The organism is Bacillus sp. FSL K6-1366 (assembly GCF_037976695.1).
GTDB classification, from domain to species: domain Bacteria; phylum Bacillota; class Bacilli; order Bacillales; family Bacillaceae; genus Bacillus; species Bacillus subtilis.
In genome coordinates, this window is record NZ_CP150268.1 from 1,668,566 (window position 1) to 1,693,952 (window position 25,387).

Below are 25,387 nucleotides of genomic sequence, written 5' to 3' on the forward strand. Positions count from 1 at the left end.
CCGTATAAGCTGCCTTTTTCCGATGACAACATATGTACAAAGCATCATCTTTTCATTACCCCTTCAAAGAAAACGCTTCCTATCTATTATATCACGTCGAAAAGAAGCTTTGTTTCAGCCTTTTCCTCGATAAGAATAATTCTCCTTTTTTGATACAAATTAATAAAAACCGTCAATCTGTTTACGAAGGAGAGAAACTATGCAAATCGACTCTGATCTCCAGAACAATTTAGACACACTGAAAAAAACATTGGGACAAAACGACGATATGATGTTTTATACATTTGCTTTCGGAGATAGCAGACAAAAGGCGTGTTTACTGTATATTGACGGTCTGACAGAGAATAAAATGCTGGCGCAATACGTCATTTCTCCTTTACAAAAAGAGGCGTTGGCCCATAAGGAATGCTCGATTGAAGACTTATCCGCCTTTTTTTTCGGCTTTCACCACAGCGTTGTTTCTACAATGAAAGAAATAGAGCAGCTCGTTTTTTCAGGGCAAGCCATTTTGCTCGCTGATGGCTATCGCGGAGGATTAGCTTTCGACACAAAGTCAGTCGCAACACGCAGTCTTGATGAACCCTCCTCCGAAGTCGTGGAACGCGGCCCTAAAATAGGATTTATTGAAAAGCTGCGGACAAACACGGCGCTTTTGCGTGAACGGACGAGTGATCCTAATCTCGTCATCAAAGAAATGACACTCGGAAAAAGGACCAAAAAGAAAATCGCTGTCGCTTATATTCAGGATATCGCCCCAGATTATGTCGTCAAAGAAGTGTTTAAAAGGCTGAAATCAGTCAATATAGATAATTTGCCGGAATCGGGGACGCTTGAACAGCTGATTGAAGACGAACCATTTTCAATTTTCCCCACAATATTAAGCACAGAACGACCGGACCGGGTCGAAAGTTCTCTATTAGAAGGGCGAGTGTCCATATTAGTGGATGGTACGCCGTTTGCTTTGATTGTACCGGCTACGGTTGACGAATTTATTCATTCGCCCGATGATTACAGCCAGCGCTGGATCCCAATGTCACTTGTACGCCTTCTTCGTTATTCCAGCATCCTGATCACCATTTATTTGCCCGGTCTGTATATTTCTCTCGTTTCTTTTCACACCGGGCTATTGCCGACTAGAATGGCCATTTCCATTGCAGGCAGCAGGCTTAACGTACCATTCCCGCCTTTTGTAGAGGCCTTTATCATGATCTTTACGATCGAATTGATTCGAGAAGCCGGATTAAGGCTGCCTAAGCCGATTGGACAGACAATTGGCCTTATCGGCGGCGTTGTCATCGGACAGGCAGCTGTTCAGGCGCAAATTGTCAGTGCGCTTATGGTCATTGTCGTTTCTGTCACAGCACTGGCATCCTTTACCGTTCCTTCATACGCCTATAACTTTCCGCTGCGGATCATTCGGATCGGGGTTATGATAAGTGCAACAGCGCTTGGCATGTATGGCGTTATAATGGTTTATCTGTTTGTGATCGGCCATCTCATGCGCCTGAAAAGCTTTGGACAGGATTACATTATCCCGATCATGGCGCAGCCTGGACAGGATTTGAAAGACACAGTCATCCGTATTCCCACGATGTTTTTAAAAAGAAGACCGACACGAAACGATCCCGAAGATAACATCAGACAAAGGTGATGGCTATGAGGAAATCAGAGCATAAACTGACATTTATGCAGACGCTCATTATGATCAGCAGCACATTGATTGGTGCCGGGGTGCTGACCCTTCCCCGCTCAGCCGCCGAAACCGGCAGTCCGAGCGGATGGCTAATGATACTGCTCCAGGGCGTTATTTTTATTATCATCGTTCTGCTTTTTTTGCCTTTTCTTCAAAAAAACAGCGGAAAAACTCTTTTTAAGCTCAACAGCATTGTAGCTGGAAAATTCATCGGCTTTCTATTGAATTTATATATCTGTCTATATTTCATTGGGATTGTTTGCTTTCAAGCTCGGATTTTGGGAGAGGTTGTCGGATTCTTTTTGTTGAAAAATACGCCAATGGCAGTTGTGGTGTTTATATTTCTTGCAGTTGCCATCTATCATGTAGGCGGAGGCGTTTATTCAATTGCAAAGGTATACGCTTATATTTTCCCTATAACCCTTATTATTTTTATGATGCTTTTGATGTTCAGCTTTCGCTTGTTCCAGTTCGATTTTATCCGGCCTGTTTTTGAAGGAGGCTATCAAAGTTTTTTCTCTTTATTCCCAAAAACACTTTTATATTTCTCCGGATTTGAAATCATTTTTTACCTGGTCCCCTTTATGAGAGATCCAAAGCAAGTGAAAAAGGCTGTTGCTCTGGGCATCGCGACTTCCACATTGTTCTACAGCATTACTTTGCTCATTGTGATTGGCTGTATGACTGTGGCTGAGGCAAAAACGGTGACATGGCCGACCATTTCCCTTATTCACGCATTAGAGGTTCCGGGTATTTTTATTGAACGATTTGATTTGTTCTTACAGCTGACCTGGACAGCCCAGCAATTTGCCTGTATGCTCGGATCCTTTAAAGGCGCCCATATCGGGTTAACGGAAATCTTTCATCTAAAAAATAAAAACAATGCATGGCTGCTGACTGCAATGCTGGCTGCGACGTTTTTCATAACGATGTATCCCAAGGACTTGAATGACGTGTTTTATTACGGGACGCTTCTTGGATATGCTTTCTTAATTGTGATTACAATTCCATTCTTCGTCTGGTTTTTAAGCTGGATACAGAAAAAAATAGGGAGGGGGCAGCTGCAATGAAAACAGCATCAAAATTCTCCGTCATGTTTTTTATGCTGCTGGCCCTCTGCGGCTGCTGGGATGTCAAAGATATCGAGCAACTATCCTTCGCCAGAGGGCTGGCGATCGATGAGACAAATGATCACCAGTACAAACTGACGTATCAAAATCTTCTTCCCCAAAGCGAAGACAGCCAAGCATCCGGAAAACCCGAATTTGTTAATGTAACGTCCCACGGGAAAACGATTCTGGAAGCAGTCAGTGATGTATCCATCAAGGACCCTCCTGTTTATAGCGATCATTTAAAAGTGATCCTTCTGGGAGAAAAACTGATGAGGAATCAAAATGTAGACCAAGTCCTCAACCACTTTATCCGGGATGATGAGCTGCGGCGAAGCAGCTATTTGATGGCAGCCAGAGGGAATGCAGCTGATGTTTTCACAAAAGGAAACCCCAATCAGCAGCAGCCGATGCCCTCCGAAAAACTGATTGATTTGACAACTCACAGCGGATATAACGGTAAGATTATGATACCGCTGCGCATCGGAAGAGCTTCTGTCTACTCTCAGAACGGGTACAGTTATCTTATTCAAGCCGTGAAAAACGAAAAGGGAAAAGCCAAGTATGACGGAGCAGGCATTATCAAAAGGGGCAGCAATAAACTCGTTGGGTTTCTTTCAGCTGATGAAACCCAAACACTGTCATGGGTCATGGGGACGATCCAAGGCGGTGTCATGCCGACGACAGATAAAGGACATCCGATTACGTTTGAAATTAAAAAGTCGAAAACCAAAATTAAGCCCGTCATTGAAAACGGAAAGCCTGTCTTTCATATTTCTGTTAAAACGAAGGGCATCCTGACAGAAGACCAAAACCCGAATGAAAACTCCTTTAGCAAAAGTTATTTGCACAGGCTGGAAAACATTTTTGAAAAAAAGCTTGAACGAGATGTAAAGCAGGTGATGGATAAACTGCAGCACGAGTATAAAACCGATCCGGTCTTTTTATCAGACCACATAAGGATTCAACACCCTGACTACTGGAATAAAGTAAAAGGGCATTGGGATGAAATATTTTCTGAGACTGATTTTAAGTACGATATTTCTTTTAAAATCATTAACTTTGGCACGGTGGGAAAGTAAGCAATCAAAAGGGTGCGCATGATCGCGCACCCTTTTTTATGTTCCGACAGTCTGCTGTTTTCCGGCCGCTCCTCCCTGTCCGTTTTTGTCCCGTAAATCCTGCTCAATTTCTTCAAGGCTTCTTCCCTTTGTCTCTGTCACTTTAAATCGGACAAATAAGAACGCCATGATACCGATCGCGGCATAAATCAGGAATAAATAACTGATTCCGATCGCTTCCATTAATATTGGATAGGTTAATGAAACAATCAGTGTCCCAACGTGCAACATTAAGGTCGAAACACCGGTCCCGATTCCTCTGACGTGAAGCGGGAACAATTCAGGAAGCATCACCCACACAACCGGTCCCCAGCTGACCGCAAAGACAACGATAAACACGCCTAAACAAATGACGGTCGTCCATGAGGCAGCCGGAGTGTTATCGAAAAAGAGATTTACTAAAGCGAGAACGATCAAGCTGATCACCATGCCCGCATTCCCGAATAGCAGTAACGGCTTTCTTCCAATCTTGTCGATAATTTTAATCGCTACTAATGTCATGAGAACATTGACTGTGCCGATTCCGACCGTGCCTAAAATCGAAGCGGAGTTTCCGAATCCGACGTTTGTAAAGGTCTTTGGCGCATAGTAGATGATCGTATTCGTTCCGATAAATTGCTGCAAAAAAGCGAGTCCCAAACCTGCAATAAGCGCTGGGCGCACCCATGGATCGAACAGCTCCTTCAGACCGCCTTCATCCTGCTTTTCCGCTTCTTTTATATCATGTATTTCCTGATCAATATCTTTTGTGCCACGCAATTTTTCAAGAATTTTCTTCGCTTTGCTTTCTTCGCCATTCGTGAACAGCCAGCGCGGGCTCTCCGGCATAAACAAAATGCCAATAAGCAAGAGCAATGACGGCACAGCAGCCAATCCAAGCATCCAGCGCCACGCTTCGGCATCGGCAAATATGTAATTGACAATGTAAGAAAGAAGGATGCCGACCGTGATCATCAGCTGATTCAGTGATGACAGCGCCCCGCGTTTATGTTTTGGCGCCAGTTCAGATAAATAAAGGGGCACGATTGTCGTCGATGTTCCGACTGCAAGTCCCAAAATGATGCGAAACAGCACCATGACTCCTGTATTTGGGGCCAGTGCCACACCAAGACCGCCTATACAAAACAGCAGCGCGGCTGCCATAATTGCTTTTTTTCTTCCGAAACGGTCAGTCAGCTTGCCGGCCGCTCCTGAGCCCAATATCGCCCCAACCAGCAAGGAGCTGACAACAAGACCTTCTGTAAACGCGTTTAAGCCTAACTCCTTTTTCATAAATAAAATAGCTCCGGAAATCACTCCGGTATCATAGCCATATAACGCGCCTCCAAGAGCTCCGAAAAAATAAAGCCATATATTTGACTGCTTTTTCATAAAGATGACTCCCTTTCTCCATCAGCTGCAATGACATTGTCTGTGGGATTTTTTTAGAAATCTTTTAGCCTCTTTTTCCGGCCATTAAACCTTTTTATTTTGCTGATCATAAGTTTTCCAATCATTTACTTGTATTTTTTTCAATGTCGCCGAAACATTTTACCTGCTGCGGCGTCCAATATAAGGTGTTTCATTACATCATCGTTATCAATTTTCAAAAACAAGAACTTATAAATATAGGAATATTTATCGAAAAATGTCTTTCGAGTAGTTGCCCCATGGCAAATAGAATGGTACGCTTCAAATATTAAAGAAACGTGAGGTATTGATATATGGAAGAACGATCACAGCGCAGAAAGAAAAAAAGAAAACTAAAAAAATGGGTGAAAGTTGTTGCCGGATTAATGGCTTTTTTAATCATTGCGGCAGGCTCTGTCGGCGCCTATGCTTTTGTAAAGCTGAACAATGCTTCTAAGGAAGCTCACGTCAGCCTTGCACGCGGAGAACAATCTGTAAAACGGATCAAAGAATTTGATCCTGGAAAAGATTCTTTTTCTGTATTGCTCTTAGGAATTGATGCCAGGGAGAAAAACGGCGAGACCGTCGATCAGGCAAGAAGTGACGCGAATGTGCTGGTTACATTTAATCGGAAAGAAAAAACAGCTAAAATGCTGAGCATTCCGCGTGACGCCTATGTAAACATCCCAGGCCACGGGTATGATAAATTCACACATGCTCACGCTTACGGCGGCGTTGACTTGACTGTGAAAACAGTTGAAGAAATGCTGGATATTCCCGTCGATTATGTCGTAGAAAGCAATTTCACGGCTTTTGAAGACGTCGTAAACGAGTTAAATGGCGTCAAAGTAACTGTAAAAAGCGATAAAGTCATTCAGCAAATCAAAAAAGATACAAAAGGTAAAGTCGTTCTTCAAAAAGGAACACATACGCTTGATGGGGAAGAAGCGCTCGCTTACGTAAGAACACGTAAAGCGGACAGTGACCTTTTACGCGGGCAAAGACAAATGGAAGTGCTGAGCGCCATTATAGATAAATCAAAATCATTGAGCTCAATTCCGGCTTATGATGATATTGTGGATACGATGGGGCAAAATTTAAAAATGAACTTATCTCTTAAAGATGCCATCGGCCTGTTCCCGTTCATCACTTCATTGAAATCAGTTGAGTCTATTCAGCTGACGGGTTATGATTATGAACCTGCCGGAGTCTATTATTTCAAATTGAATCAGCAAAAGCTGCAGGAAGTTAAAAAAGAGCTGCAAAACGATTTAGGTGTATAATGAACGGGATGGCGATTACGCCATCCCGTTTTACATATTTCCTTGTTGAAAATTATCAAAGTAACGTTTAGCCTTAATTTAAATGGATTATGTTTCACAGGCAAGCTGAACATACTACACGAAGCAGCTTCATTTTTAAGGAGGTTCCCCTACATATGAAATGTATTGCGATTGATCTAGACGGAACATTACTGAATAAAGAAAGCGTCATTTCTGCGGAAAACAGAGAGGCGATCAAGCGGGCCGTTGATGCCGGCATCCTCGTCACCATTTGCACGGGAAGAGCGACATTTGATGTAAAAGCGCTGCTGGATGACTTGGACATCCCTATCATTGCAGCTAATGGCGGCACGATCCACGACACGGGTTACCGTTTGATCAGCCGGACATTAATGGATCAGGAAGCCGGTAAAGCGATTGCTGATTACTTACTTTCAAAAAACATTTACTTTGAGGTATATACAGATGACCATCTGCTTTCTCCTTTTGACGGCGAAGCTAAGCTGCACGCGGAGCTTGACATTCTAAAGAGCGCAAACCCAAACGAGCAGACGGATGAATTGTGGCAAGGAGCCATGACTCAATTCAAACAGTTTGGCATTAAACCAATCCCTCATATCGAATCGGTTTTTGACGGGAGTGAAAACATTTATAAGCTTCTTTGCTTCTCCTTTGATATGGACAAGCTGAAACAAGCGAAGGAAGAACTGAAGCATCATAAAAAACTGGCGCAAACCTCTTCAGGAAAACATATTATCGAAATCCTGCCGGCCTCGTCAGGAAAAGGACGCGCGTTAACAAAGCTGGCGGACATATACGGAATTGAAACACAGGATATCTATGCGATCGGCGATAGTCCAAACGATTTGTCCATGTTTGAAGTCGCCGGACACCGTATCGCCATGGAAAATGCGATTGATGAATTAAAAGAAAAAAGCACCTTTGTCACAAAAAGCAATGACGAAAATGGTGTGGCCTACTTTATAGACCAGCTTCTTTCAGGACAATATGCATAAAGAAAAGACTCCAGAGATTGGAGTCTTTTTCTTTTATTGCACCCGTATACTTCCTGCGTATTTATCCTTCCAATATGTGCTCGTGTTCATATTGGTGATGGTCACGCCGTTTGATAATGTGACATGAACAACTTGTCCGTTTCCGATATAGATGGAGGGATTTAAGCTTGTTGATTGAAAGAACACAATGTCTCCCGGCTTCAGGTCCGCCTTCTCAATCTTAGTTCCGGCATTGTACTGGCTTGTTGCGTATCGAGGCAGGGAAATACCGGCTGCTTTCTGGTAGACATATTGGACAAATCCAGCTGTATCAAATCCTGTCTCAGGTGTTACTCCGCTCTGTTTGTAAGGCACTTCTCCGACATAAAGCGTCGCTTCGGAAACAATCGGATTTTCTTTCGGGATTGTCAGGTTGTCAAATCGGCGAATACCCGTCATCTTCGATTTCCAGTAATCCTCTGACAAATAGGAAATGGTTACTTTTTCTGACCGGCTCGCCTGGATGAACCTGCCTGCGCCCGCATAAATGCCTGCATGTGAAATTCCCGTTTTATACGTATTGCTGAAATAGACGACATCACCAGGCTTTATGTTCTGAGGGGCTACCTTCTCGCCCACTGCCCACTGCTGTTCGGCTGATCGCGGCAGATAAATGCCGAGTGCCTGTTGAAACACATATTGCACAAGCCCCGAGCAATCAAAGCCCTCTGACGGCGTGCTTCCGCCAAACACATATGGGACACCGATATATTTTTCGGCCTCCTGAACGACAGGAACATCAGCCGTTGCCGGATCGGCAGCGATTCGTCTCGCCCCGATATAAGTTCCGCTCCAATAGCTGCTTTGTTTGTAATTGGTGATGATAACCCCTTTTGACTGTGTACTGTGAACCATTTGGCCGTCTCCGATATAAAGGGCGTCATGTGTCGGAACAGTGCCGGTGCTTCCCTCTTTCTTGAAAAACAAAATATCACCCGGCTTCAGGTTTTCCGGCTTTACAGCTGTTCCGATTTTATACTGGTCGTTTACAGATCTCGGCAGATGAATATCAGCCTTACTGAACACATATTGTATCAATCCTGATGGATCGAAACCCTCTTTCGGCGTTTCCCCGCCATATTTATACTGATATCCAAGCAGGTTTTTTGCTTCGCTGACAATCAATTCTGATGATGTATCAGCTTCCGCAATCTCCGCTTTTGTCATAATTGGAACCAAAAAACAAATGATAACCGCCACAAGCAAAAACTTCTTCCAGTTTGCCAGTGTGTTCACTTTTATTATCTCCTCCTCTTTTTGCAGTTTTAACATCGGTATTTTTTTGAATATGTTAAGAGACTTTTTAATATTTTTACAGAATGAATATGCTGGGCAAATAAAAAGAGAGTGTCTCATCAGACACTCTCTTTTTTGAATTATTTATTGGCGTTTACCGGTTCTTCCTGCTGCTGGATTTTATTCATTTCCATATCAATCTTCTGTTTTTCCTGATCTGTCAGCTGATCATTGAATTTAAAAGCTGACATAAACATGAACACGATAGCTACGGCAACAAACGGCCAGATGGCTTTGACAAATTTCATCTTTATCACTCCGTTTATTTAGATTTTAGTTTGTCACTATGATCAATATCAAACGTCAGTTTTCCGTCTTCTACTTTCCAAGCGAAATTAGAGTCTTTCGTCAGTTCGCGAATAATGGTTTTCTGTTTAAGGCTGTCTTTTTTCACAGGTGCAGGTGTCGCTTCATGGATATCGATCGGTGTCACTTCAAAGCGTCCTGTTCCATTTTTCTTCAGGTGATACTGAACCAGTGCACTGTCTCTTGTTCTCGTCCAGCCCTGGTCAAAGACAAAGTTGCCGAGGCTGTAGAAAATGACGGTTCCGTTATATACTTCAATCGGTTCTAAGACGTGCGGGTGATGGCCGACGATGATGTCAGCTCCCGCATCAGACATGGCTCTTGCAAGCTGGCGCTGGCGGTCGTTTGGATCATTGTCATACTCTTGGCCCCAGTGTGACTGCACAACAACGATGTCCGCATGTTTTTTCGCTTCTGAAATCATAGGGATGAAGATTTCAGGATCTGCGGGCAGCACGCCCGGCGTATTCTTTTTAGCTGCGAAACCTTTCCCGGACACATCGGTAAAGCCAAGCGTCGCAATCGTTACCCCGTTGACTTTCTGGTACGAAATTTTCTTTTTCGCATCACTTAAGCTGTATCCCGCTCCAACGATATCAAGGTTTTGCTTCGCAAATTCTCCAAGCGTATCTTTCATGCCCTGAACGCCGTAATCCATTGCGTGGTTGTTTGCGCTGTTGAGAACCGTGAAATTCATATCCTTCAAGACTTTCACTGATTCCTTATTCGTCTGCAGATGAATCTCTTTATCTGCTTGTTTATAATTCTTTTGATAGGTTACCGGGTTTTCAAAGTTTCCTGCTACATAATCCGAAGCTCTAAAGATCGGTTCAACATATTGAAAAATACTGTCTGCCCCTTTTTGCTCCGTTACTTTTTCAACATAGCGTCCCATCATAATATCGCCTACAAATGAGGCTGAGAGTACGTCGTCAGAATACGTTTTGACCTTCGGCGTTTCCGCTTTTCCCGCCCACATGAAAGCGAACATAAGGACAAAAACGATCGGAATGGCAATAAATACGTGCTTATTGGTTTTCTTTTTTTGCTGTTTTGTCAGCTTTAGCAGCTTTTCATGAAAGCTCAGTTCTTTTTTCATCGTTTGACACACCTTACATTAAATTAAGTAGTAAACAAACATGATAGCAAAGGTCGCTCCGCTCAATAGCAGCGTGCTTCCGAACGTAATGGTTAAACCTTGTTTCTGAATGGTATTGGCAATTAAACCTGGCACGATGATGCCGATTCCTCGAAATTCTGCGATTTCAAATGGTACAATCGGGTATAGAAAATCAAACGCGATTTTTAGGACGATCCCTGTTATCAGCATGGCAGCGAATTTTCTGCGTCCGTACAAAATCATAAATTTGGATAAACCGTATTTCACGATAACATAAGTGAGCAAGCTCACTAGCAAAACAAGTAAAATAAAGACCGGCTGATTAAACACAAGTCCTAAATATCCCGGTACAACAAGTCCTGCCGGCACGATCCCTGTTTTTTCCGCAAAAATTAAACTGAGTAGTACACCTAAAATTAGTGCGATGTATAAATCTGATCCGAACATGTTTGCATTTCCCCCTAGCTTACGAGCTGCTTAACCTTGTATTCGTGGATTTTTTCAATTAAAGGCTCTGCGGCACCATGAATATTGCCGACGCCATATATGACACGGTTGTGCATTCTTTTCTTTAACAATTCCATAATTTCATCTGTTGACTTATACTCTAGATCATGCAGTTTGTCTGCAGGAATTTTGCCTTCTTCGTAGGCTTTTACGATCGGTTCTGTTGTTTCACCGATTAAGATCAGTTCACTTGCTTCAATATAAGGCAATACGTCATTTGCGAATTGCTGTGTCCGATCGACACGGTCTGCGCGGCAGTTCATGATGATGATCGGATCATCGGTCGGGTAACCGATTTCTTTTACACGTTTCCATATATTCAAAGTAGAAGAAGCGTCGTTTGCGGCAAACCCATTAACAAAGTGCCCAGGCTCGCTCGGACTGATCAGCGGAAGAATTCTCATTGCTCCCGGATCTGGCGGCGCATTCAGCATTCCCTTAAATGCTGTTTCTTCGTCAATGCCGAGTGCTTGAGCCACACCCAGCGCCAGAGAAGCGTTATCAGGGAATACCATGTATTCAAATTTACGTAAATACTCATCTGTAATTTTTGAGTTATCAGCAATGATGACTTTTGTGTTTCGTTCTTTTGCTTTTTGTTTAAAGAACTCGGTATATTCACTATCTGTAATGACAAGATGGCCATTATAAGGAATTGTAGCGGTAAACGCTTCTGCAATTTCATCAAGCGTCGGCCCCATGACATCCATATGGTCTTCTAAAACATTCACAATGACGCCGATATTGGCCTGCAGAAGTTCTTCCTGAAAGATGATTTGATAATCTGGGTTAACAGCCATGCATTCACTGACAATCGCGTTAGCCCCTCTTTCTACTGTTTCTCTCATGACTTCTTTTTGCTCTCCGATATTCGGCCCCTGAGGTTTCCGTTTAATCGGCTTTTCCTCCGGTGTGTCCCAGTAAATCATTCTTGCATCTGTTCCTGTTGTTTTTCCAACAGTCTTGTAACCGGCTTCTATTAATATTCCGGTTGTCAGCCTTGTCACAGTCGATTTTCCGCGGATGCCGTTAATATTCACCCGAACAGGGAGGGCATCAATGTTTTTCTGATGTCGTCGTTTTTCTAATATTCCGATGACCAGTATGACAGCACAGGCTATAATGAGTAACCACATTGCTTTTCGACATCTCCTTCTATATTGTTGTAAATTCATTCATCAGTATATAGAATCACTATGAATTCTCAATCGGCATTATGTAACATAATCTTCCCTAATCGACTAAGCCAAACTTCTCTTTTGAAAGAGATTTTATACCTACAAACTGTTTTCTATTTTTGGAAAACAGCAGGACTTATACCTTATCACTTTTTTAAAAAATCGAAGAGAATGCGCTTTCATTTCTCCCCTGATATCCTTCTGGACGTATAGTCACACCTTGCTGTTTGTGTTTAATATGCATTTCAAATCAATCTTTTTTTCAGCCTGTGTTATCAAGCATCTCCTGCGATCATGCGTGTTTCCGGTTCTTATGAACACAAAATAGTTTTATCCTGTTTCTTAAGGACAAGGTCATAATGTCATCCTTTCTGCATGGAATAAGCAATATGAGGCCCATTCCAAAATGACTAAGGAGGTTCGAGATGAAAACGCTAAACATACGAGTCCGAATTCTCTAACATAATTAAACATTTTCTGGGATGATAGTCTTTTCTGTTTCTCACCATTTACAGGTCTAAACGCATGACTTTGAAACAATTTTAATAAAACTTAATATTTGTTCAAGAAATCTTCATCCATATTTGTGAAGACTTTGTCAAAAAAAGAGTGAAAACCTTAAATTTTTCAATTATATATACAATTTACAAGTAGATTTCTTTTGATATTTTTATTGCTAACTTCGGATTGTTCATGATAATCTATCTATGTAAACGGTTACATAAACAAGGAGGAGCTGTTTTGGCTACAATTAAAGATGTCGCCGGAGCGGCGGGCGTTTCAGTTGCGACGGTTTCCCGCGTCCTGAATGATAATGGCTATGTACACGAAGAAACGCGAACGCGTGTCATAGCGGCGATGGCGAAGCTGAACTATTACCCGAATGAAGTCGCCAGATCTCTATATAAAAGAGAATCCCGACTGATCGGACTTTTGCTCCCGGATATCACAAACCCTTTCTTCCCTCAGCTTGCCCGCGGTGCGGAGGATGAATTGAACCGGGAAGGCTATCGCCTTATTTTCGGCAACAGTGACGAGGAATTGAAAAAAGAACTTGAATACCTTCAAACCTTTAAGCAAAATCATGTCGCAGGCATTATTGCCGCAACGAATTACCCGGATCTCGAGGAATACAGCGGCATGAATTATCCAGTTGTTTTTCTGGACAGAACACTTGAAGGGGCTCCTTCTGTGTCCAGTGACGGCTATACAGGAGGAAAGTTAGCCGCCCAGGCTATCATTCACGGAAAAAGCCAGCGCATTACGCTCTTGAGAGGACCCGCTCACCTGCCGACCGCTCAAGACCGCTTTAACGGCGCTTTGGAAATCTTAAAGCAGGCTGAAGTTGATTTTCAGGTCATTGAGACGGCTTCATTTTCAATTAAAGATGCACAATCAATGGCGAAGGAGCTGTTTGCCGCTTATCCAGCGACAGATGGTGTGATCGCGAGTAATGATATTCAAGCCGCTGCCGTTTTACATGAAGCATTGCGGCGCGGAAAAAACGTGCCGGAGGACATTCAAATTATCGGCTATGATGACATTCCGCAAAGCGGACTTCTGTTCCCGCCACTTTCTACAATTAAACAGCCCGCATATGATATGGGGAAAGAAGCTGCCAAACTGCTTTTGGGTATCATCAAAAAACAGCCGCTGGCAGAAACGGCAATTCAAATGCCTGTCACCTATATAGGAAGAAAGACGACAAGAAAGGAAGATTAAGATGCGTAATATTTGTGTGATTGGTAGCTGTTCTATGGATTTAGTGGTCACCTCGGACAAACGCCCAAAAGCCGGTGAAACGGTTCTTGGCACGTCATTTCAGACTGTGCCGGGCGGCAAAGGAGCAAATCAGGCCGTTGCCGCAGCCAGACTTGGGGCGCAAGTGTTTATGGTCGGCAAGGTCGGAGACGATCATTATGGAACAGCTATTTTGAATAATCTCAAAGCTAACGGCGTTTGCACTGACTATATGGAACCGGTTACACATACGGAAAGCGGAACCGCTCATATTGTGCTTGCTGAAGGCGACAACAGCATTGTCGTTGTCAAAGGCGCGAACGATGACATCACCCCAGCGTATGCATTAAACGCGCTCGAACAGATTGAAAAGGTCGATATGGTGCTGATTCAGCAGGAAATCCCAGAAGAAACGGTTGATGAGGTGTGCAAATACTGCCATTCTCACGATATCCCGATCATGCTAAACCCGGCACCGGCCCGCCCGCTCAAGCAGGAAACAATTGATCACGCTACCTATCTGACACCGAATGAACACGAGGCTTCGATTTTATTCCCTGAGCTTACCATTTCTGAAGCTCTGGCGCTTTATCCGGCAAAGCTCTTTATTACGGAAGGAAAACAAGGCGTCCGCTATTCGGCTGGCAGCAAAGAGGTGCTCATCCCGTCCTTCCCTGTAGAGCCCGTTGATACAACCGGAGCCGGTGATACGTTTAACGCAGCATTTGCCGTGGCCCTGGCTGAGGGAAAAGACATTGAAGCCGCATTGCGGTTTGCCAATCGTGCCGCTTCCCTTTCTGTCTGCTCCTTCGGTGCCCAAGGCGGAATGCCGACAAGAAATAAAGTAGAGGAGCTGCTGTCATGAAAAAACACGGTATACTGAACAGCCATCTTGCCAAGATTTTAGCCGACCTTGGCCACACTGATAAAATTGTCATCGCGGATGCCGGACTGCCGGTTCCTGACGGCGTTTTGAAAATTGATCTTTCACTGAAGCCGGGCCTTCCGGCTTTCCAAGATACAGCGGCAGTGCTCGCTGACGAGATGGTCATCGAAAAAGTCATTGCTGCAGCTGAAATAAAAGCATCCAATCAGGAGAATGCGAAATTTCTAGAAAATCTTTTCTCTGAACAAGAGATTGAATACCTTTCTCACGAGGAGTTTAAGCTGCTGACAAAAGAAGCAAAGGCAGTCATAAGAACAGGAGAATTCACACCATATGCCAACTGCATTCTGCAGGCGGGTGTGCTTTTCTAGAAAGGAGGATGAAACATGCAGATTGAAATGAAAGACATTCATAAAGCATTTGGAAAAAACCAGGTGCTGTCAGGTGTTTCCTTTCAGCTCATGCCTGGCGAGGTTCACGCATTAATGGGAGAAAACGGCGCCGGCAAGTCCACGCTTATGAACATTTTGACAGGCCTGCACAAAGCAGATAAAGGTCAAATCAGCATAAACGGAAACGAAACGTATTTTTCCAATCCAAAAGAAGCGGAACAGCATGGAATAGCCTTTATCCATCAGGAATTGAATATCTGGCCGGAAATGACCGTTCTTGAGAATCTATTTATCGGTAAAGAGATATCCTCCAAGCTGGGCGTCTTACAAACAAGAAAAATGAAAGCGCTAGCAAAAGAGCAATTTGACAAACTCTCCGTCTCTCTTTCTCTTGATCAAGAAGCCGGCGAATGTTCCGTCGGACAGCAGCAAATGATCGAAATCGCAAAAGCGCTTATGACAAATGCCGAGGTCATCATTATGGATGAACCGACCGCAGCGTTGACTGAACGTGAAATCAGCAAGCTCTTCGAGGTCATTACAGCGTTAAAAAAGAACGGCGTCTCCATTGTCTATATTTCGCATCGCATGGAAGAAATTTTTGCGATTTGCGACAGAATTACCATCATGCGTGACGGAAAAACGGTAGATACAACAAACATCTCAGAAACTGATTTTGATGAAGTCGTCAAAAAAATGGTCGGCCGGGAGCTGACTGAACGATATCCAAAACGCACTCCTTCTCTCGGTGACAAAGTATTCGAGGTGAAAAATGCTTCCGTAAAAGGGAGTTTTGAGGACGTCAGCTTTTATGTTCGTTCCGGTGAAATCGTCGGTGTTTCAGGATTGATGGGAGCCGGCCGGACAGAAATGATGAGAGCGCTGTTCGGCGTTGACAGGCTGGACACGGGTGAGATATGGATCGCTGGGAAAAAAACGGCTATTAAGAACCCGCAGGAAGCCGTGAAAAAAGGTCTCGGCTTTATTACAGAGAATCGCAAGGATGAAGGGCTCCTGCTCGACACCTCGATCCGCGAAAATATTGCCCTGCCCAATCTGTCCAGCTTCTCACCAAAGGGTCTCATTGATCATAAGCGGGAGGCTGAATTTGTCGATCTGTTAATCAAACGCCTCACTATCAAAACAGCATCACCGGAAACGCACGCACGCCATTTATCAGGAGGAAACCAGCAAAAAGTGGTGATAGCCAAGTGGATCGGCATCGGACCGAAAGTGCTTATCTTGGATGAGCCAACCAGAGGTGTGGATGTTGGCGCCAAACGAGAGATTTATACGCTGATGAATGAGCTGACCGAACGCGGCGTCGCTATCATCATGGTGTCATCAGAGCTTCCTGAAATTCTGGGAATGAGCGATCGGATTATCGTTGTCCATGAAGGCAGAATCAGCGGAGAGATCCATGCGCGAGAAGCAACACAAGAACGAATTATGACACTTGCCACGGGAGGGCGGTAATATGAAAACGGAACAACTGCAAACAGAACAAAAACGGATTCACTTCGACGGAGTCATGCAAAAACTCGGCCCGTTTCTTGGTTTATTTATTCTCGTTATCATTGTATCTATTTTAAATCCAAGCTTTCTTGAACCGCTGAATATTTTAAACCTGCTTCGCCAGGTCGCCATTAACGGATTAATCGCGTTCGGGATGACCTTTGTCATTTTGACAGGCGGCATTGATCTTTCTGTTGGCGCTATTCTTGCCCTGTCCAGTGCTTTAGTTGCGGGGGTGATTGTGTCCGGTGTCGATCCGGTTCTCGCGATCATCCTTGGCTGTATCATTGGTGCCGTACTAGGCATGATCAACGGATTATTGATTACTAAAGGAAAAATGGCGCCCTTTATCGCCACGCTTGCGACCATGACTGTGTTTCGCGGACTGACGCTAGTGTATACAGATGGAAATCCGATTACCGGACTTGGCACAAACTACGCTTTTCAGATGTTCGGACGCGGTTACTTTTTAGGCATTCCTGTACCGGCAATTACGATGGTTCTTGCCTTTGTCATCCTTTGGGTGCTTCTTCATAAAACACCATTCGGACGCCGAACGTACGCTATCGGCGGCAACGAAAAAGCCGCGCTCATTTCAGGCATCAAAGTGACGCGCGTGAAAGTGATGATCTATTCTTTAGCCGGGCTTTTATCCGCTCTTGCAGGTGCCATATTGACTTCCCGCCTGCATTCGGCCCAGCCGACTGCGGGGGAATCGTACGAACTTGATGCTATCGCGGCAGTCGTCTTAGGAGGAACAAGTCTTTCTGGCGGCCGAGGACGCATTGTCGGCACGTTAATCGGGGTGCTGATCATCGGCACACTTAATAACGGACTTAATCTGCTTGGCGTCTCATCATTTTATCAGCTGGTTGTCAAAGGGATTGTTATCTTAATTGCGGTATTGTTAGACCGCAAGAAGTCAGCTTAGGAGGGTTTTCACATGAAAAAGGCTGTATCCGTCATTTTAACGTTATCATTATTTTTGTTAACCGCCTGTTCGCTTGAGCCTCCCCAATGGGCAAAGCCGTCAAACTCGGGGAACAAAAAGGAATTCACCATTGGCTTGTCCGTCTCAACGCTTAATAATCCTTTTTTTGTCTCATTAAAAAAGGGTATCGAAAAAGAAGCTAAAAAACGGGGAATGAAAGTAATCATTGTTGATGCACAAAATGATTCATCGAAACAGACGAGTGACGTGGAAGATTTAATTCAGCAAGGTGTTGATGCATTATTAATCAACCCGACTGATTCTTCGGCGATCTCAACGGCAGTAGAATCTGCAAACGCAGTCGGTGTGCCCGTCGTAACAATCGATCGATCTGCCGAACAAGGAAAAGTTGAAACCCTCGTTGCTTCCGATAATGTAAAAGGCGGTGAAATGGCCGCGGCGTTTATTGCCGACAAACTTGGAAAAGGAGCAAAGGTGGCAGAGCTTGAAGGCGTCCCTGGCGCATCTGCCACACGGGAACGCGGCTCAGGATTCCATAACATCGCAGACCAAAAGCTCCATGTTGTCACAAAACAATCAGCTGACTTTGACCGCACGAAAGGCCTGACTGTCATGGAAAACCTGCTGCAGGGACATCCTGATATCCAAGCTGTTTTTGCTCACAACGATGAAATGGCGCTCGGTGCTCTCGAGGCAATTAACAGCTCGGGGAAAGACATATTGGTGATCGGTTTTGACGGCAATAAAGATGCGCTCGCTTCCATTAAAGACGGAAAGCTGTCAGCCACCGTCGCTCAGCAGCCTGAATTAATCGGTAAATTGGCTACAGAAGCAGCAGATGATATTTTGCACGGAAAAAAAGTGCAAAAAACAATATCCGCGCCTCTCAAACTAGAAACACAAAAATAATTGTCTGATGTTTAGGAACCTGCGATAACGTGAATAGAGATATAGAACGAATTATTTCTCTTACGTGAGGAGAGGAACGGCATGAACAAACCAACAAAACTATTTTCAACATTAGCACTTGCGGCTGGAATGACTGCGGCGGCTGCTGGCGGCGCTGGAACGATCCATGCCCAACAGCCAGAAACAACGGTAAGCATTGATGATTTATACAGTTATCCGATTGATTCTTATTTGGTATCAGCAGAGGCTCTAAATGTCAGAACGAAGCCTTCCGCATCAAGCCAGAAAGCCGATACGCTGCACCTAGGAGATAGCCTAAAGCTGATTTCCTTCTCAAATGCTGACTGGGCAAAGGTTCAGTATAAAAACGGAAAAATAGGATTTGTCTCCACTCATTACATTGTAAAAGCAGCGACAACGGTAAAAACCAAAACAAAAACAAAAGTATATACTTCCGCTGATGGAAAGAGCATTAAGACTCTTCCAGCAGACACAAGCGTTTCTTTTTTAGGCTGGAGTAAAACGAATAAAGGCGGTTTTGATTTTGATTGGGTATTCGTTGATTACGGCGGTGCGACAGGTTATATGAAAACAAAGGATTTACACATGACAAAATAACTGAGAGGGATTCCGCATTTATGCGGAATCCCTTTTATTATGAATTGATTTGTCACATTCCCAAGATATTTCTCAGGAAATATTGTCGTATGCTGTGTCGAAACCTTACATGATCATCGACATTTTTGTTCACGCTAAAAAGCGGAGGTGTAAATATGGATCAATTTGAAGCAGCATATGAATCGTATAAAGCCCGGCAAACAACTGTCGATCAAGAAAATGTTCCATCTGGAAAAGAAGAAATTATTGCGGTTAGAAGAAATGAGGAAGACAATATTATCGCAGTGAAAACCAATACAGGAAGAGAGCTCGACTACCCTACTGCGCTGTCAGAAGCAAAATCAGGAAAACTCGCTCATGTTGATGTCTTCCATAAATACGGGCGTGACATTTTGCGAAGTGAACCGGACGGCATCAAGGAAAATAACCTGTCTGAGCTGCCGGATTTTTAAACAAATACAGCCCTGCCGTATGTTCGACAGGGCTGTATTTTAAACAAAAGGCTGCTGGATGTATTCGGCTAACCGTTTTGCACTGTGAGAAATATCCCCTGCAGCTGCATAATTCACGCCATAGAACACATATGGAGGCAGATACTTCATGCCGATCAGATTACTCGTGGCCTGAAATGGTTTCAATAGCTCACTAATCGAGTAATGATTTGCTCCGCCCGCTTGATATTTTTCCGCTTCGCTCCCTGTTGATACAGCCAGCATCAGCTCCTTGCCATGCAAGGCATTTCCTTCTGAACCAAAAGCCCAGCCATAAGTCAGCACAAGATCCTGCCATTTTTTCAAGAGCGGCGGAGAGCTGTACCAATATAGCGGGAATTGAAAGACAATCCGATCGTATTCCTCGCACAGCTGCTGTTCCTTCGCAACATCTATCGCTTCATCCGGGTATTCCTTATAAAGATCCCGTACTGTGATATTGTCATGTTTACTCAATTCCTCAGCCCACGCCTTATTAACAACTGAGGTCTCCATATGAGGATGCACTGCCAAAACCAATATTTTCATCAGACCACACCTTTACTGTTTTGATGTTATTTTATCTAAAATCAGGAAAAGAGCCAAATAAAAAGAAAGCCCTGCTAAAAGGGGCTTTCTTTTTTTCTTTTATTCAGGGCTTCCTTCAGTTGTTTCGATATCTTTCGCAAAATCAGGGTTATCCAGATTCGCATTAAAGAAATCCGCTGTGTTCGGAAGTCTGAGATTCATGTTCATTTTTTGAGAAATCGTAACCGTGCAATCCTCAAGCACATAGTCAAAAACGTGTCCGCCTGAATTGCGTCCTTCGTCAATGAAGTGCAGGTGATAGCCAGAAACGGCGATTCCGTTTGCATAAGCTGGTGTCAAGAAACCTACGATTGTTCCTCTCACGTTGTCGAAGTTGAAAATCGGCTGTGTTTTGACCGCTTCAACCATTGGCACGTAAGGTTTTTCTTGAAGTTCTACCGTTCTTGTCTGCACCTTTTTAAACAATCCGTCAATACGAATTGCATAAAATAAGTTTCTGCTTGGCAGCATGCTGTTGATCTCTTTTTCAAAGTCTTCGCGTGTCATTTTCGCATCAATTTTGTGCGTCATGTCCGGTGTAAAGAACGTAAATGAACAGAACGGTGAACGGTCTCCTTTTTGGACCGGTGTCGCAGTTCCGTCTGAGCGAAGACGGTAAAATTCGCCGTCAAACCCAATCAGCTCTCCGTCAAGCTTGTTAAAGGTTCCGATACCGAAGTCTCCATATTTCGGAATCTCTGACAGTTCAAAATCTCCGTCATATACTCCGTCTAATAGAGAAGTCATTGTTGATACTTGATAAATCTGGCTCACAGGCTGATCTTTTTGACCGCGGCTGAGCACTTGAATGTTGCTTTCTCGTTTCATATTTCCCTTCACTCCTTTTATTTAGTGCTGTTCATAAAACAGTGTCGTGATGCGCAGAGTGCTAGAGAGCTTTCGTTTTCATGAGTTCCCCGAATTCTTTCGGAAGCTTGTCACTTGCTAAATTAATGTTATCACTGTAGTCAACCGGGACATCGATGATGACAGGACCTTCAGCGTTCATGCCTTGACGCAGAACATCTGCCAGCTGGTCTGGTGATTCCACGCGCAAGCCAGTTGCTCCGAAGCTTTCCGCATATTTCACGATATCGATATTTCCGAAATCGACCGCAGATGTACGGTTATATTTTTTCAATTGCTGGAATGCAACCATGTCATATGTGCTGTCGTTCCATACAATGTGTACAATTGGTGCTTTTAGTCGAACTGCTGTCTCTAATTCCATTGCTGAGAATAAGAAACCGCCGTCACCAGAGACAGAAACCACTTTTTCTCCCGGTTTCACCAATGAAGCGCCGATTGCCCAAGGAAGCGCAACGCCGAGTGTTTGCATACCGTTACTGATCATTAATGTTAACGGCTCGTAGCTGCGGAAATAACGTGACATCCAAATGGCGTGCGAACCGATATCACAAGTTACTGTAACATGATCATCGACTACATTACGCAACTCTTTAACGATTTCAAGAGGGTGCGCTCTGTCTGATTTCCAATCTGCAGGCACCTGCTCACCTTCATGCATATATTGTTTTAAATCAGAAAGGATTTTCTGCTCACGCTCTGCAAATTCCACTTTCACAGCATCGTGTTCGATATGATTGATCGTGGACGGAATGTCACCGATCAATTCAAGATCAGGCTGGTAAGCATGATCAATGTCAGCGATAATCTCGTCTAAATGGATAATTGTCCGGTCTCCATTGACATTCCAGAATTTCGGATCATATTCAATCGGGTCATAGCCGATCGTCAGAACAACATCTGCCTGCTCTAGCAGTAAATCGCCAGGCTGGTTGCGGAACAAACCGATACGGCCAAAATACTGATCCTCTAAATCTCTAGAAAGGGTACCGGCAGCTTGATATGTTTCAACAAATGGAAGCTGAACCTTTTTCAAAAGCTTGCGAACCGCTTTAATTGCTTCCGGTCTTCCGCCTTTCATGCCGACCAAAACGACAGGAAGTTTTGCTGTTTGGATTTTTGCTATGGCCGCACTGATTGCATCATCTGCTGCAGGACCGAGTTTTGGCGCTGCAACAGCACGCACGTTTTTCGTATTTGTGACTTCATTCACAACATCTTGCGGAAAGCTCACAAAAGCGGCCCCAGCCTGCCCTGCTGACGCTATCCTAAATGCATTTGTAACAGCTTCCGGTATATTTTTTACATCTTGAACTTCTACACTGTATTTTGTAATCGGCTGGAATAGCGCCGCATTATCCAAAGATTGATGTGTCCGTTTTAAACGATCTGCACGGATCACGTTTCCAGCAAGCGCAACGACAGGGTCTCCTTCAGTGTTCGCTGTCAGCAGGCCTGTTGCCAAGTTAGAGGCACCCGGTCCTGATGTGACTAACACGACTCCCGGTTTTCCAGTTAAACGGCCGACTGCTTGGGCCATGAATGCTGCGTTTTGTTCGTGCCGGGCAACGATAATTTCAGGTCCTTTATCTTGTAAAGCGTCAAATACCGCATCAATTTTTGCACCTGGAATGCCAAATACATGTGTGACACCTTGCTCCACTAAGCAATCAACAACAAGCTCCGCCCCTCTGTTTTTCACAAGGGATTTTTGTTCTTTTGTTGCTTTTGTCAACACCCTCACTCCTTATTATGCATTTTAAACGTAAAATTTTAAATATCTTGTGATAAGTTTCACTATACACTCTTTGGAAATTGACCTCCAATATCGATTCGCCTTATGATTAATATGTAATACGAATTATTAACCTATGGAAAGGAATGCATATTGAATGGAGCTTCGCCATCTTCAATACTTTATCGCAGTAGCCGAAGAGCTTCATTTCGGAAAGGCTGCCCGGCGGCTGAACATGACGCAGCCTCCTCTCAGCCAGCAGATCAAACAGCTGGAGGAAGAAGTCGGAGTTACGCTTCTGAAAAGGACAAAACGATTTGTCGAGCTTACCGCAGCAGGAGAAATCTTTTTAAATCATTGCCGCATGGCATTGATGCAAATCGGACAAGGAATTGAACTGGCACAGCGGACGGCCCGCGGCGAGCAAGGCCTTCTCGTAATCGGTTTTGTCGGATCAGCTACATATGAATTTCTGCCGCCGATTGTCCGGGAATATCGTAAAAAATTCCCATCTGTGAAAATAGAACTGCGTGAAATATCCTCGTCTAGGCAGCAGGAGGAGCTACTAAAGGGCAACATTGATATTGGTATACTTCATCCTCCCTTACAGCATACAGCTTTACATATCGAAACCGCCCAAAGCAGCCCTTGTGTTTTAGCTTTGCCTAAGCAACACCCATTGACTTCTAAGGAATCAATTACGATTGAGGATTTAAGAGATGAACCAATTATTACTGTTGCTAAAGAAGCATGGCCTACTCTATACATGGATTTTATTCAGTTCTGTGAACAAGCGGGCTTCAGACCCAACATTGTCCAGGAAGCCACAGAATATCAAATGGTGATTGGTTTAGTCAGTGCCGGAATTGGTATGACATTTGTTCCTTCCTCAGCCAAAAAATTATTTAATTTGGATGTTACTTATCGAAAAATGGACCAAATACAGCTTAATGCAGAATGGGTTATCGCTTACCGCAAAGACAATCATAATCCGCTTATAAAGCATTTTATTCATATTTCAAATTGTCAGCAGACAAGAACTAAAGAGAGTGATGCAGGTACATGAACGATACTTGCAATCTCTTTTTTCTTTTGGGATTCTTATGGAATTTTTATTAATTTAATATAATCGCTTAGTACAACTTTATATCAGTATACGTATACATACAGTACAAATAGTTGGCAAGGACATCAGTAAGCGCAGGACATTAGTTTGATTTTAAAAATGAAAGATAGAGAGGTGAAGTAAATTATTGAGTTCACCGGCATATTCACATTGCTCGCTTTTTTCGTAACAATGATTTTTATTTTCTGGAGACCAAAAGGACTAAATGAAGCTATCCCCGCCACATTTGGCGCTTTAATGGTTTTATTGTGCGGAAGTGTGTCATTGGCAGACTTAGGGGAAATCGGAACAAAAGTCACGGGTGCATCGGTTACAATCCTTGCCACTATGATTATGGCCATTGCACTAGAAAGCTTTGGTTTCTTTTATTGGGTGGCTGCAAAACTGCTCCAACAATCCAAGGGTTCAGGCATCAAGCTTTTTTGGCTAACCAATTTGCTCTGCTTTCTCATGACCATTTTCCTGAATAATGATGGGAGCATTTTGATCACAACTCCAATCCTTTTGCTTGTACTAAAATATTTAGGTTTAAAAAAACATCAAAAAGCCCCATATTTATTAAGCGGTGTTTTAATAGCCACAGCCTCTAGCGCACCGATTGGCGTAAGTAATATTGTTAATTTAATTTCTCTCAAAATCATTGGAATGGATCTATATCTTCACACCGCCATGATGTTTGTCCCTAGTATGATGGGACTCATTTTTATGACTTGTCTACTGTTTATGTTCTTTTATAAACGTCTTCCCAAAAGCCTGCCAGATATACCGGGCCATTTTCAGTCTCTGCGGCATAGAAGGTACCATCCTCTTCATTCGCCATCAGCTCCTTTACCAGAACGAAATCAAACAAAAATCATGTTGTTTGTGCTTGCATTTGTTTTTCTCGTCAGAATGAGTCTATTTGCAGCATCATATACCGGTATTTCTGTTCCTCTAGTCGCTGTCATCGGATCTTTTATCCTGTTGAGCTGGAGATGGATTTATTTCAAAACCTCCCCAAGAGACTTGTTATATAAATCGCCTTGGCACATTTTTATATTCGCTTTTACTATGTATGTCTTAATTTATGGTCTGCATAATATTGGATTCACAGAGTTACTTGTGAGTTATTTTGAACCTGTGGTTTCTGGAAGCCTCGCCCATGCAACTTTCGCATCAGGTATCTCTACTTCAGTTTTTTCTAATCTCTTTAACAACCATCCAGCTTTAATGATCAGTACTTTTACCTTAACTGAAATGACCCTGAATCCTTCAACAACAAAAATCATCTACTTGGCAAATATTATCGGCAGTGATATCGGTTCATTATTATTACCTATGGGAACCTTAGCAACGCTTATTTGGATGCATATATTAAAACAGCATGATGAAAGTATTTCATGGGGCGAATATATAAAAACGACCATTATCATCATTCCGCTGACTGTTCTTTTTACGTTAACATGTTTATATTTTTGGATCAGTTGGTTATTTCTTTAGCACAGTATGAAACGAAAAACTGCCTTCTGCTTTTCAAGAGGGCAGTTTTGTAT

24 protein-coding genes are annotated in these 25,387 nt (G+C 43.5%); 15 read left to right on the top strand and 9 right to left on the bottom strand.

The window, feature by feature from the left end:
- Window positions 1-199: 199 nt before the first annotated feature.
- From gerBA to gerBC, 3 genes are read left to right on the top strand one after another with little or no spacing between them, the layout of a single operon-like run.
- Complete coding sequence (gene gerBA / locus MHI44_RS08735) at window positions 200-1,651, top strand: spore germination protein GerBA (protein ID WP_003243291.1); 1,452 nt, start codon at window positions 200-202, stop codon at window positions 1,649-1,651.
- Between the two features lie 5 nt (window positions 1,652-1,656).
- Window positions 1,657-2,763 carry a spore germination protein GerBB gene (gene gerBB, locus MHI44_RS08740; protein ID WP_339203338.1) on the top strand — a complete coding sequence of 369 codons (1,107 nt, stop codon included), beginning with the start codon at window positions 1,657-1,659 and terminating at the stop codon, window positions 2,761-2,763.
- Complete coding sequence (gene gerBC, locus MHI44_RS08745; protein ID WP_003242990.1) at window positions 2,760-3,884, top strand: spore germination protein GerBC; 1,125 nt, start codon at window positions 2,760-2,762, stop codon at window positions 3,882-3,884. Before gerBB ends, gerBC begins: the two co-directional genes overlap by 4 nt.
- A 36-nt stretch (window positions 3,885-3,920) precedes the next feature.
- On the opposite strand, the gene MHI44_RS08750 is transcribed toward gerBC, so the two are convergent.
- Window positions 3,921-5,294: a sugar porter family MFS transporter gene (locus MHI44_RS08750; RefSeq protein ID WP_003243731.1), complete on the bottom strand. Its 1,374-nt coding sequence runs from the start codon at window positions 5,292-5,294 to the stop codon at window positions 3,921-3,923.
- A 332-nt stretch (window positions 5,295-5,626) separates the two neighbouring features.
- On the opposite strand from MHI44_RS08750, the gene tagT reads away from it, so the two are divergent.
- Together tagT and ywtE are read left to right on the top strand one after the other, a co-directional pair.
- Window positions 5,627-6,595, top strand: a complete 969-nt coding sequence (tagT, locus tag MHI44_RS08755; protein ID WP_032722634.1) for a polyisoprenyl-teichoic acid--peptidoglycan teichoic acid transferase TagT — start codon at window positions 5,627-5,629, stop codon at window positions 6,593-6,595.
- A gap of 155 nt (window positions 6,596-6,750) precedes the next feature.
- Window positions 6,751-7,611 carry a 5-amino-6-(5-phospho-D-ribitylamino)uracil phosphatase YwtE gene (ywtE, locus tag MHI44_RS08760; RefSeq protein ID WP_339203340.1) on the top strand — a complete coding sequence of 287 codons (861 nt, stop codon included), beginning with the start codon at window positions 6,751-6,753 and terminating at the stop codon, window positions 7,609-7,611.
- Window positions 7,612-7,644: 33 nt separating this feature from the next.
- Here the strand turns inward: ywtE and pgdS are convergent, their stop codons facing one another.
- From pgdS to pgsB, 5 genes are all read right to left on the bottom strand, one after another.
- On the bottom strand, window positions 7,645-8,886 hold the full coding sequence (gene pgdS / locus MHI44_RS08765) for a gamma-DL-glutamyl hydrolase (RefSeq protein WP_339203342.1): 1,242 nt from the start codon (window positions 8,884-8,886) through the stop codon (window positions 7,645-7,647).
- A 140-nt stretch (window positions 8,887-9,026) separates the two neighbouring features.
- A complete protein-coding gene (gene edmS, locus MHI44_RS08770) occupies window positions 9,027-9,194 on the bottom strand; it encodes an extrachromosomal elements maintenance protein EdmS (RefSeq protein WP_003227896.1) in 168 nt (55 codons plus the stop codon).
- Window positions 9,195-9,208: 14 nt separating this feature from the next.
- Window positions 9,209-10,351, bottom strand: a complete 1,143-nt coding sequence (gene pgsA / locus MHI44_RS08775) for a capsular polyglutamate synthetase PgsA (RefSeq protein WP_003243306.1) — start codon at window positions 10,349-10,351, stop codon at window positions 9,209-9,211.
- A gap of 18 nt (window positions 10,352-10,369) precedes the next feature.
- The gene (gene pgsC, locus MHI44_RS08780; protein ID WP_003227889.1) at window positions 10,370-10,819 is read right to left on the bottom strand and encodes a poly-gamma-glutamate biosynthesis protein PgsC; all 450 of its coding nucleotides are present in this window, start codon (window positions 10,817-10,819) and stop codon (window positions 10,370-10,372) included.
- A gap of 14 nt (window positions 10,820-10,833) precedes the next feature.
- The gene (gene pgsB, locus MHI44_RS08785; protein ID WP_003227883.1) at window positions 10,834-12,015 is read right to left on the bottom strand and encodes a poly-gamma-glutamate synthase PgsB; all 1,182 of its coding nucleotides are present in this window, start codon (window positions 12,013-12,015) and stop codon (window positions 10,834-10,836) included.
- Window positions 12,016-12,798: 783 nt separating this feature from the next.
- Between pgsB and MHI44_RS08790 the strand changes: the two genes are divergently transcribed.
- The 8 genes from MHI44_RS08790 (at window position 12,799) to MHI44_RS08825 (ending at window position 19,521) form a co-directional block, all read left to right on the top strand.
- Window positions 12,799-13,779: a LacI family DNA-binding transcriptional regulator gene (locus tag MHI44_RS08790; protein WP_032722637.1), complete on the top strand. Its 981-nt coding sequence runs from the start codon at window positions 12,799-12,801 to the stop codon at window positions 13,777-13,779.
- A gap of 1 nt (window position 13,780) precedes the next feature.
- Entirely contained in the window at window positions 13,781-14,662 is an 882-nt protein-coding gene (gene rbsK / locus MHI44_RS08795) for a ribokinase (RefSeq protein ID WP_031315363.1), read from the top strand.
- A complete protein-coding gene (rbsD, locus tag MHI44_RS08800) occupies window positions 14,659-15,054 on the top strand; it encodes a D-ribose pyranase (RefSeq protein WP_003227877.1) in 396 nt (131 codons plus the stop codon). Before rbsK ends, rbsD begins: the two co-directional genes overlap by 4 nt.
- A gap of 15 nt (window positions 15,055-15,069) precedes the next feature.
- Window positions 15,070-16,551 carry a ribose ABC transporter ATP-binding protein RbsA gene (rbsA, locus tag MHI44_RS08805; RefSeq protein WP_014478164.1) on the top strand — a complete coding sequence of 494 codons (1,482 nt, stop codon included), beginning with the start codon at window positions 15,070-15,072 and terminating at the stop codon, window positions 16,549-16,551.
- Between the two features lies 1 nt (window position 16,552).
- Window positions 16,553-17,521: a ribose ABC transporter permease RbsC gene (gene rbsC, locus MHI44_RS08810; protein ID WP_046381372.1), complete on the top strand. Its 969-nt coding sequence runs from the start codon at window positions 16,553-16,555 to the stop codon at window positions 17,519-17,521.
- A 12-nt stretch (window positions 17,522-17,533) separates the two neighbouring features.
- Window positions 17,534-18,451, top strand: a complete 918-nt coding sequence (rbsB, locus tag MHI44_RS08815) for a ribose ABC transporter substrate-binding protein RbsB (protein WP_015714825.1) — start codon at window positions 17,534-17,536, stop codon at window positions 18,449-18,451.
- Window positions 18,452-18,532: 81 nt separating this feature from the next.
- Complete coding sequence (locus tag MHI44_RS08820; protein ID WP_021480756.1) at window positions 18,533-19,069, top strand: SH3 domain-containing protein; 537 nt, start codon at window positions 18,533-18,535, stop codon at window positions 19,067-19,069.
- 155 nt (window positions 19,070-19,224) lie between these two features.
- Window positions 19,225-19,521, top strand: a complete 297-nt coding sequence (locus MHI44_RS08825; RefSeq protein ID WP_003227867.1) for a DUF3892 domain-containing protein — start codon at window positions 19,225-19,227, stop codon at window positions 19,519-19,521.
- A 39-nt stretch (window positions 19,522-19,560) separates the two neighbouring features.
- On the opposite strand, the gene MHI44_RS08830 is transcribed toward MHI44_RS08825, so the two are convergent.
- From MHI44_RS08830 to alsS, 3 genes are all read right to left on the bottom strand, one after another.
- Window positions 19,561-20,088: an NAD(P)H-dependent oxidoreductase gene (locus MHI44_RS08830; RefSeq protein WP_015251070.1), complete on the bottom strand. Its 528-nt coding sequence runs from the start codon at window positions 20,086-20,088 to the stop codon at window positions 19,561-19,563.
- Between the two features lie 99 nt (window positions 20,089-20,187).
- Window positions 20,188-20,955, bottom strand: a complete 768-nt coding sequence (gene budA, locus MHI44_RS08835; RefSeq protein ID WP_024572687.1) for an acetolactate decarboxylase — start codon at window positions 20,953-20,955, stop codon at window positions 20,188-20,190.
- 61 nt (window positions 20,956-21,016) lie between these two features.
- Window positions 21,017-22,729, bottom strand: a complete 1,713-nt coding sequence (gene alsS / locus MHI44_RS08840; RefSeq protein WP_072173802.1) for an acetolactate synthase AlsS — start codon at window positions 22,727-22,729, stop codon at window positions 21,017-21,019.
- 157 nt (window positions 22,730-22,886) lie between these two features.
- Between alsS and alsR the strand changes: the two genes are divergently transcribed.
- Entirely contained in the window at window positions 22,887-23,795 is a 909-nt protein-coding gene (gene alsR, locus MHI44_RS08845; protein ID WP_003227859.1) for an acetoin biosynthesis transcriptional regulator AlsR, read from the top strand.
- Window positions 23,796-24,005: 210 nt separating this feature from the next.
- Window positions 24,006-25,334, top strand: a complete 1,329-nt coding sequence (locus MHI44_RS08850) for an arsenic transporter (RefSeq protein ID WP_010886626.1) — start codon at window positions 24,006-24,008, stop codon at window positions 25,332-25,334.
- The last annotated feature ends 53 nt before the right edge of the window (window positions 25,335-25,387 follow it).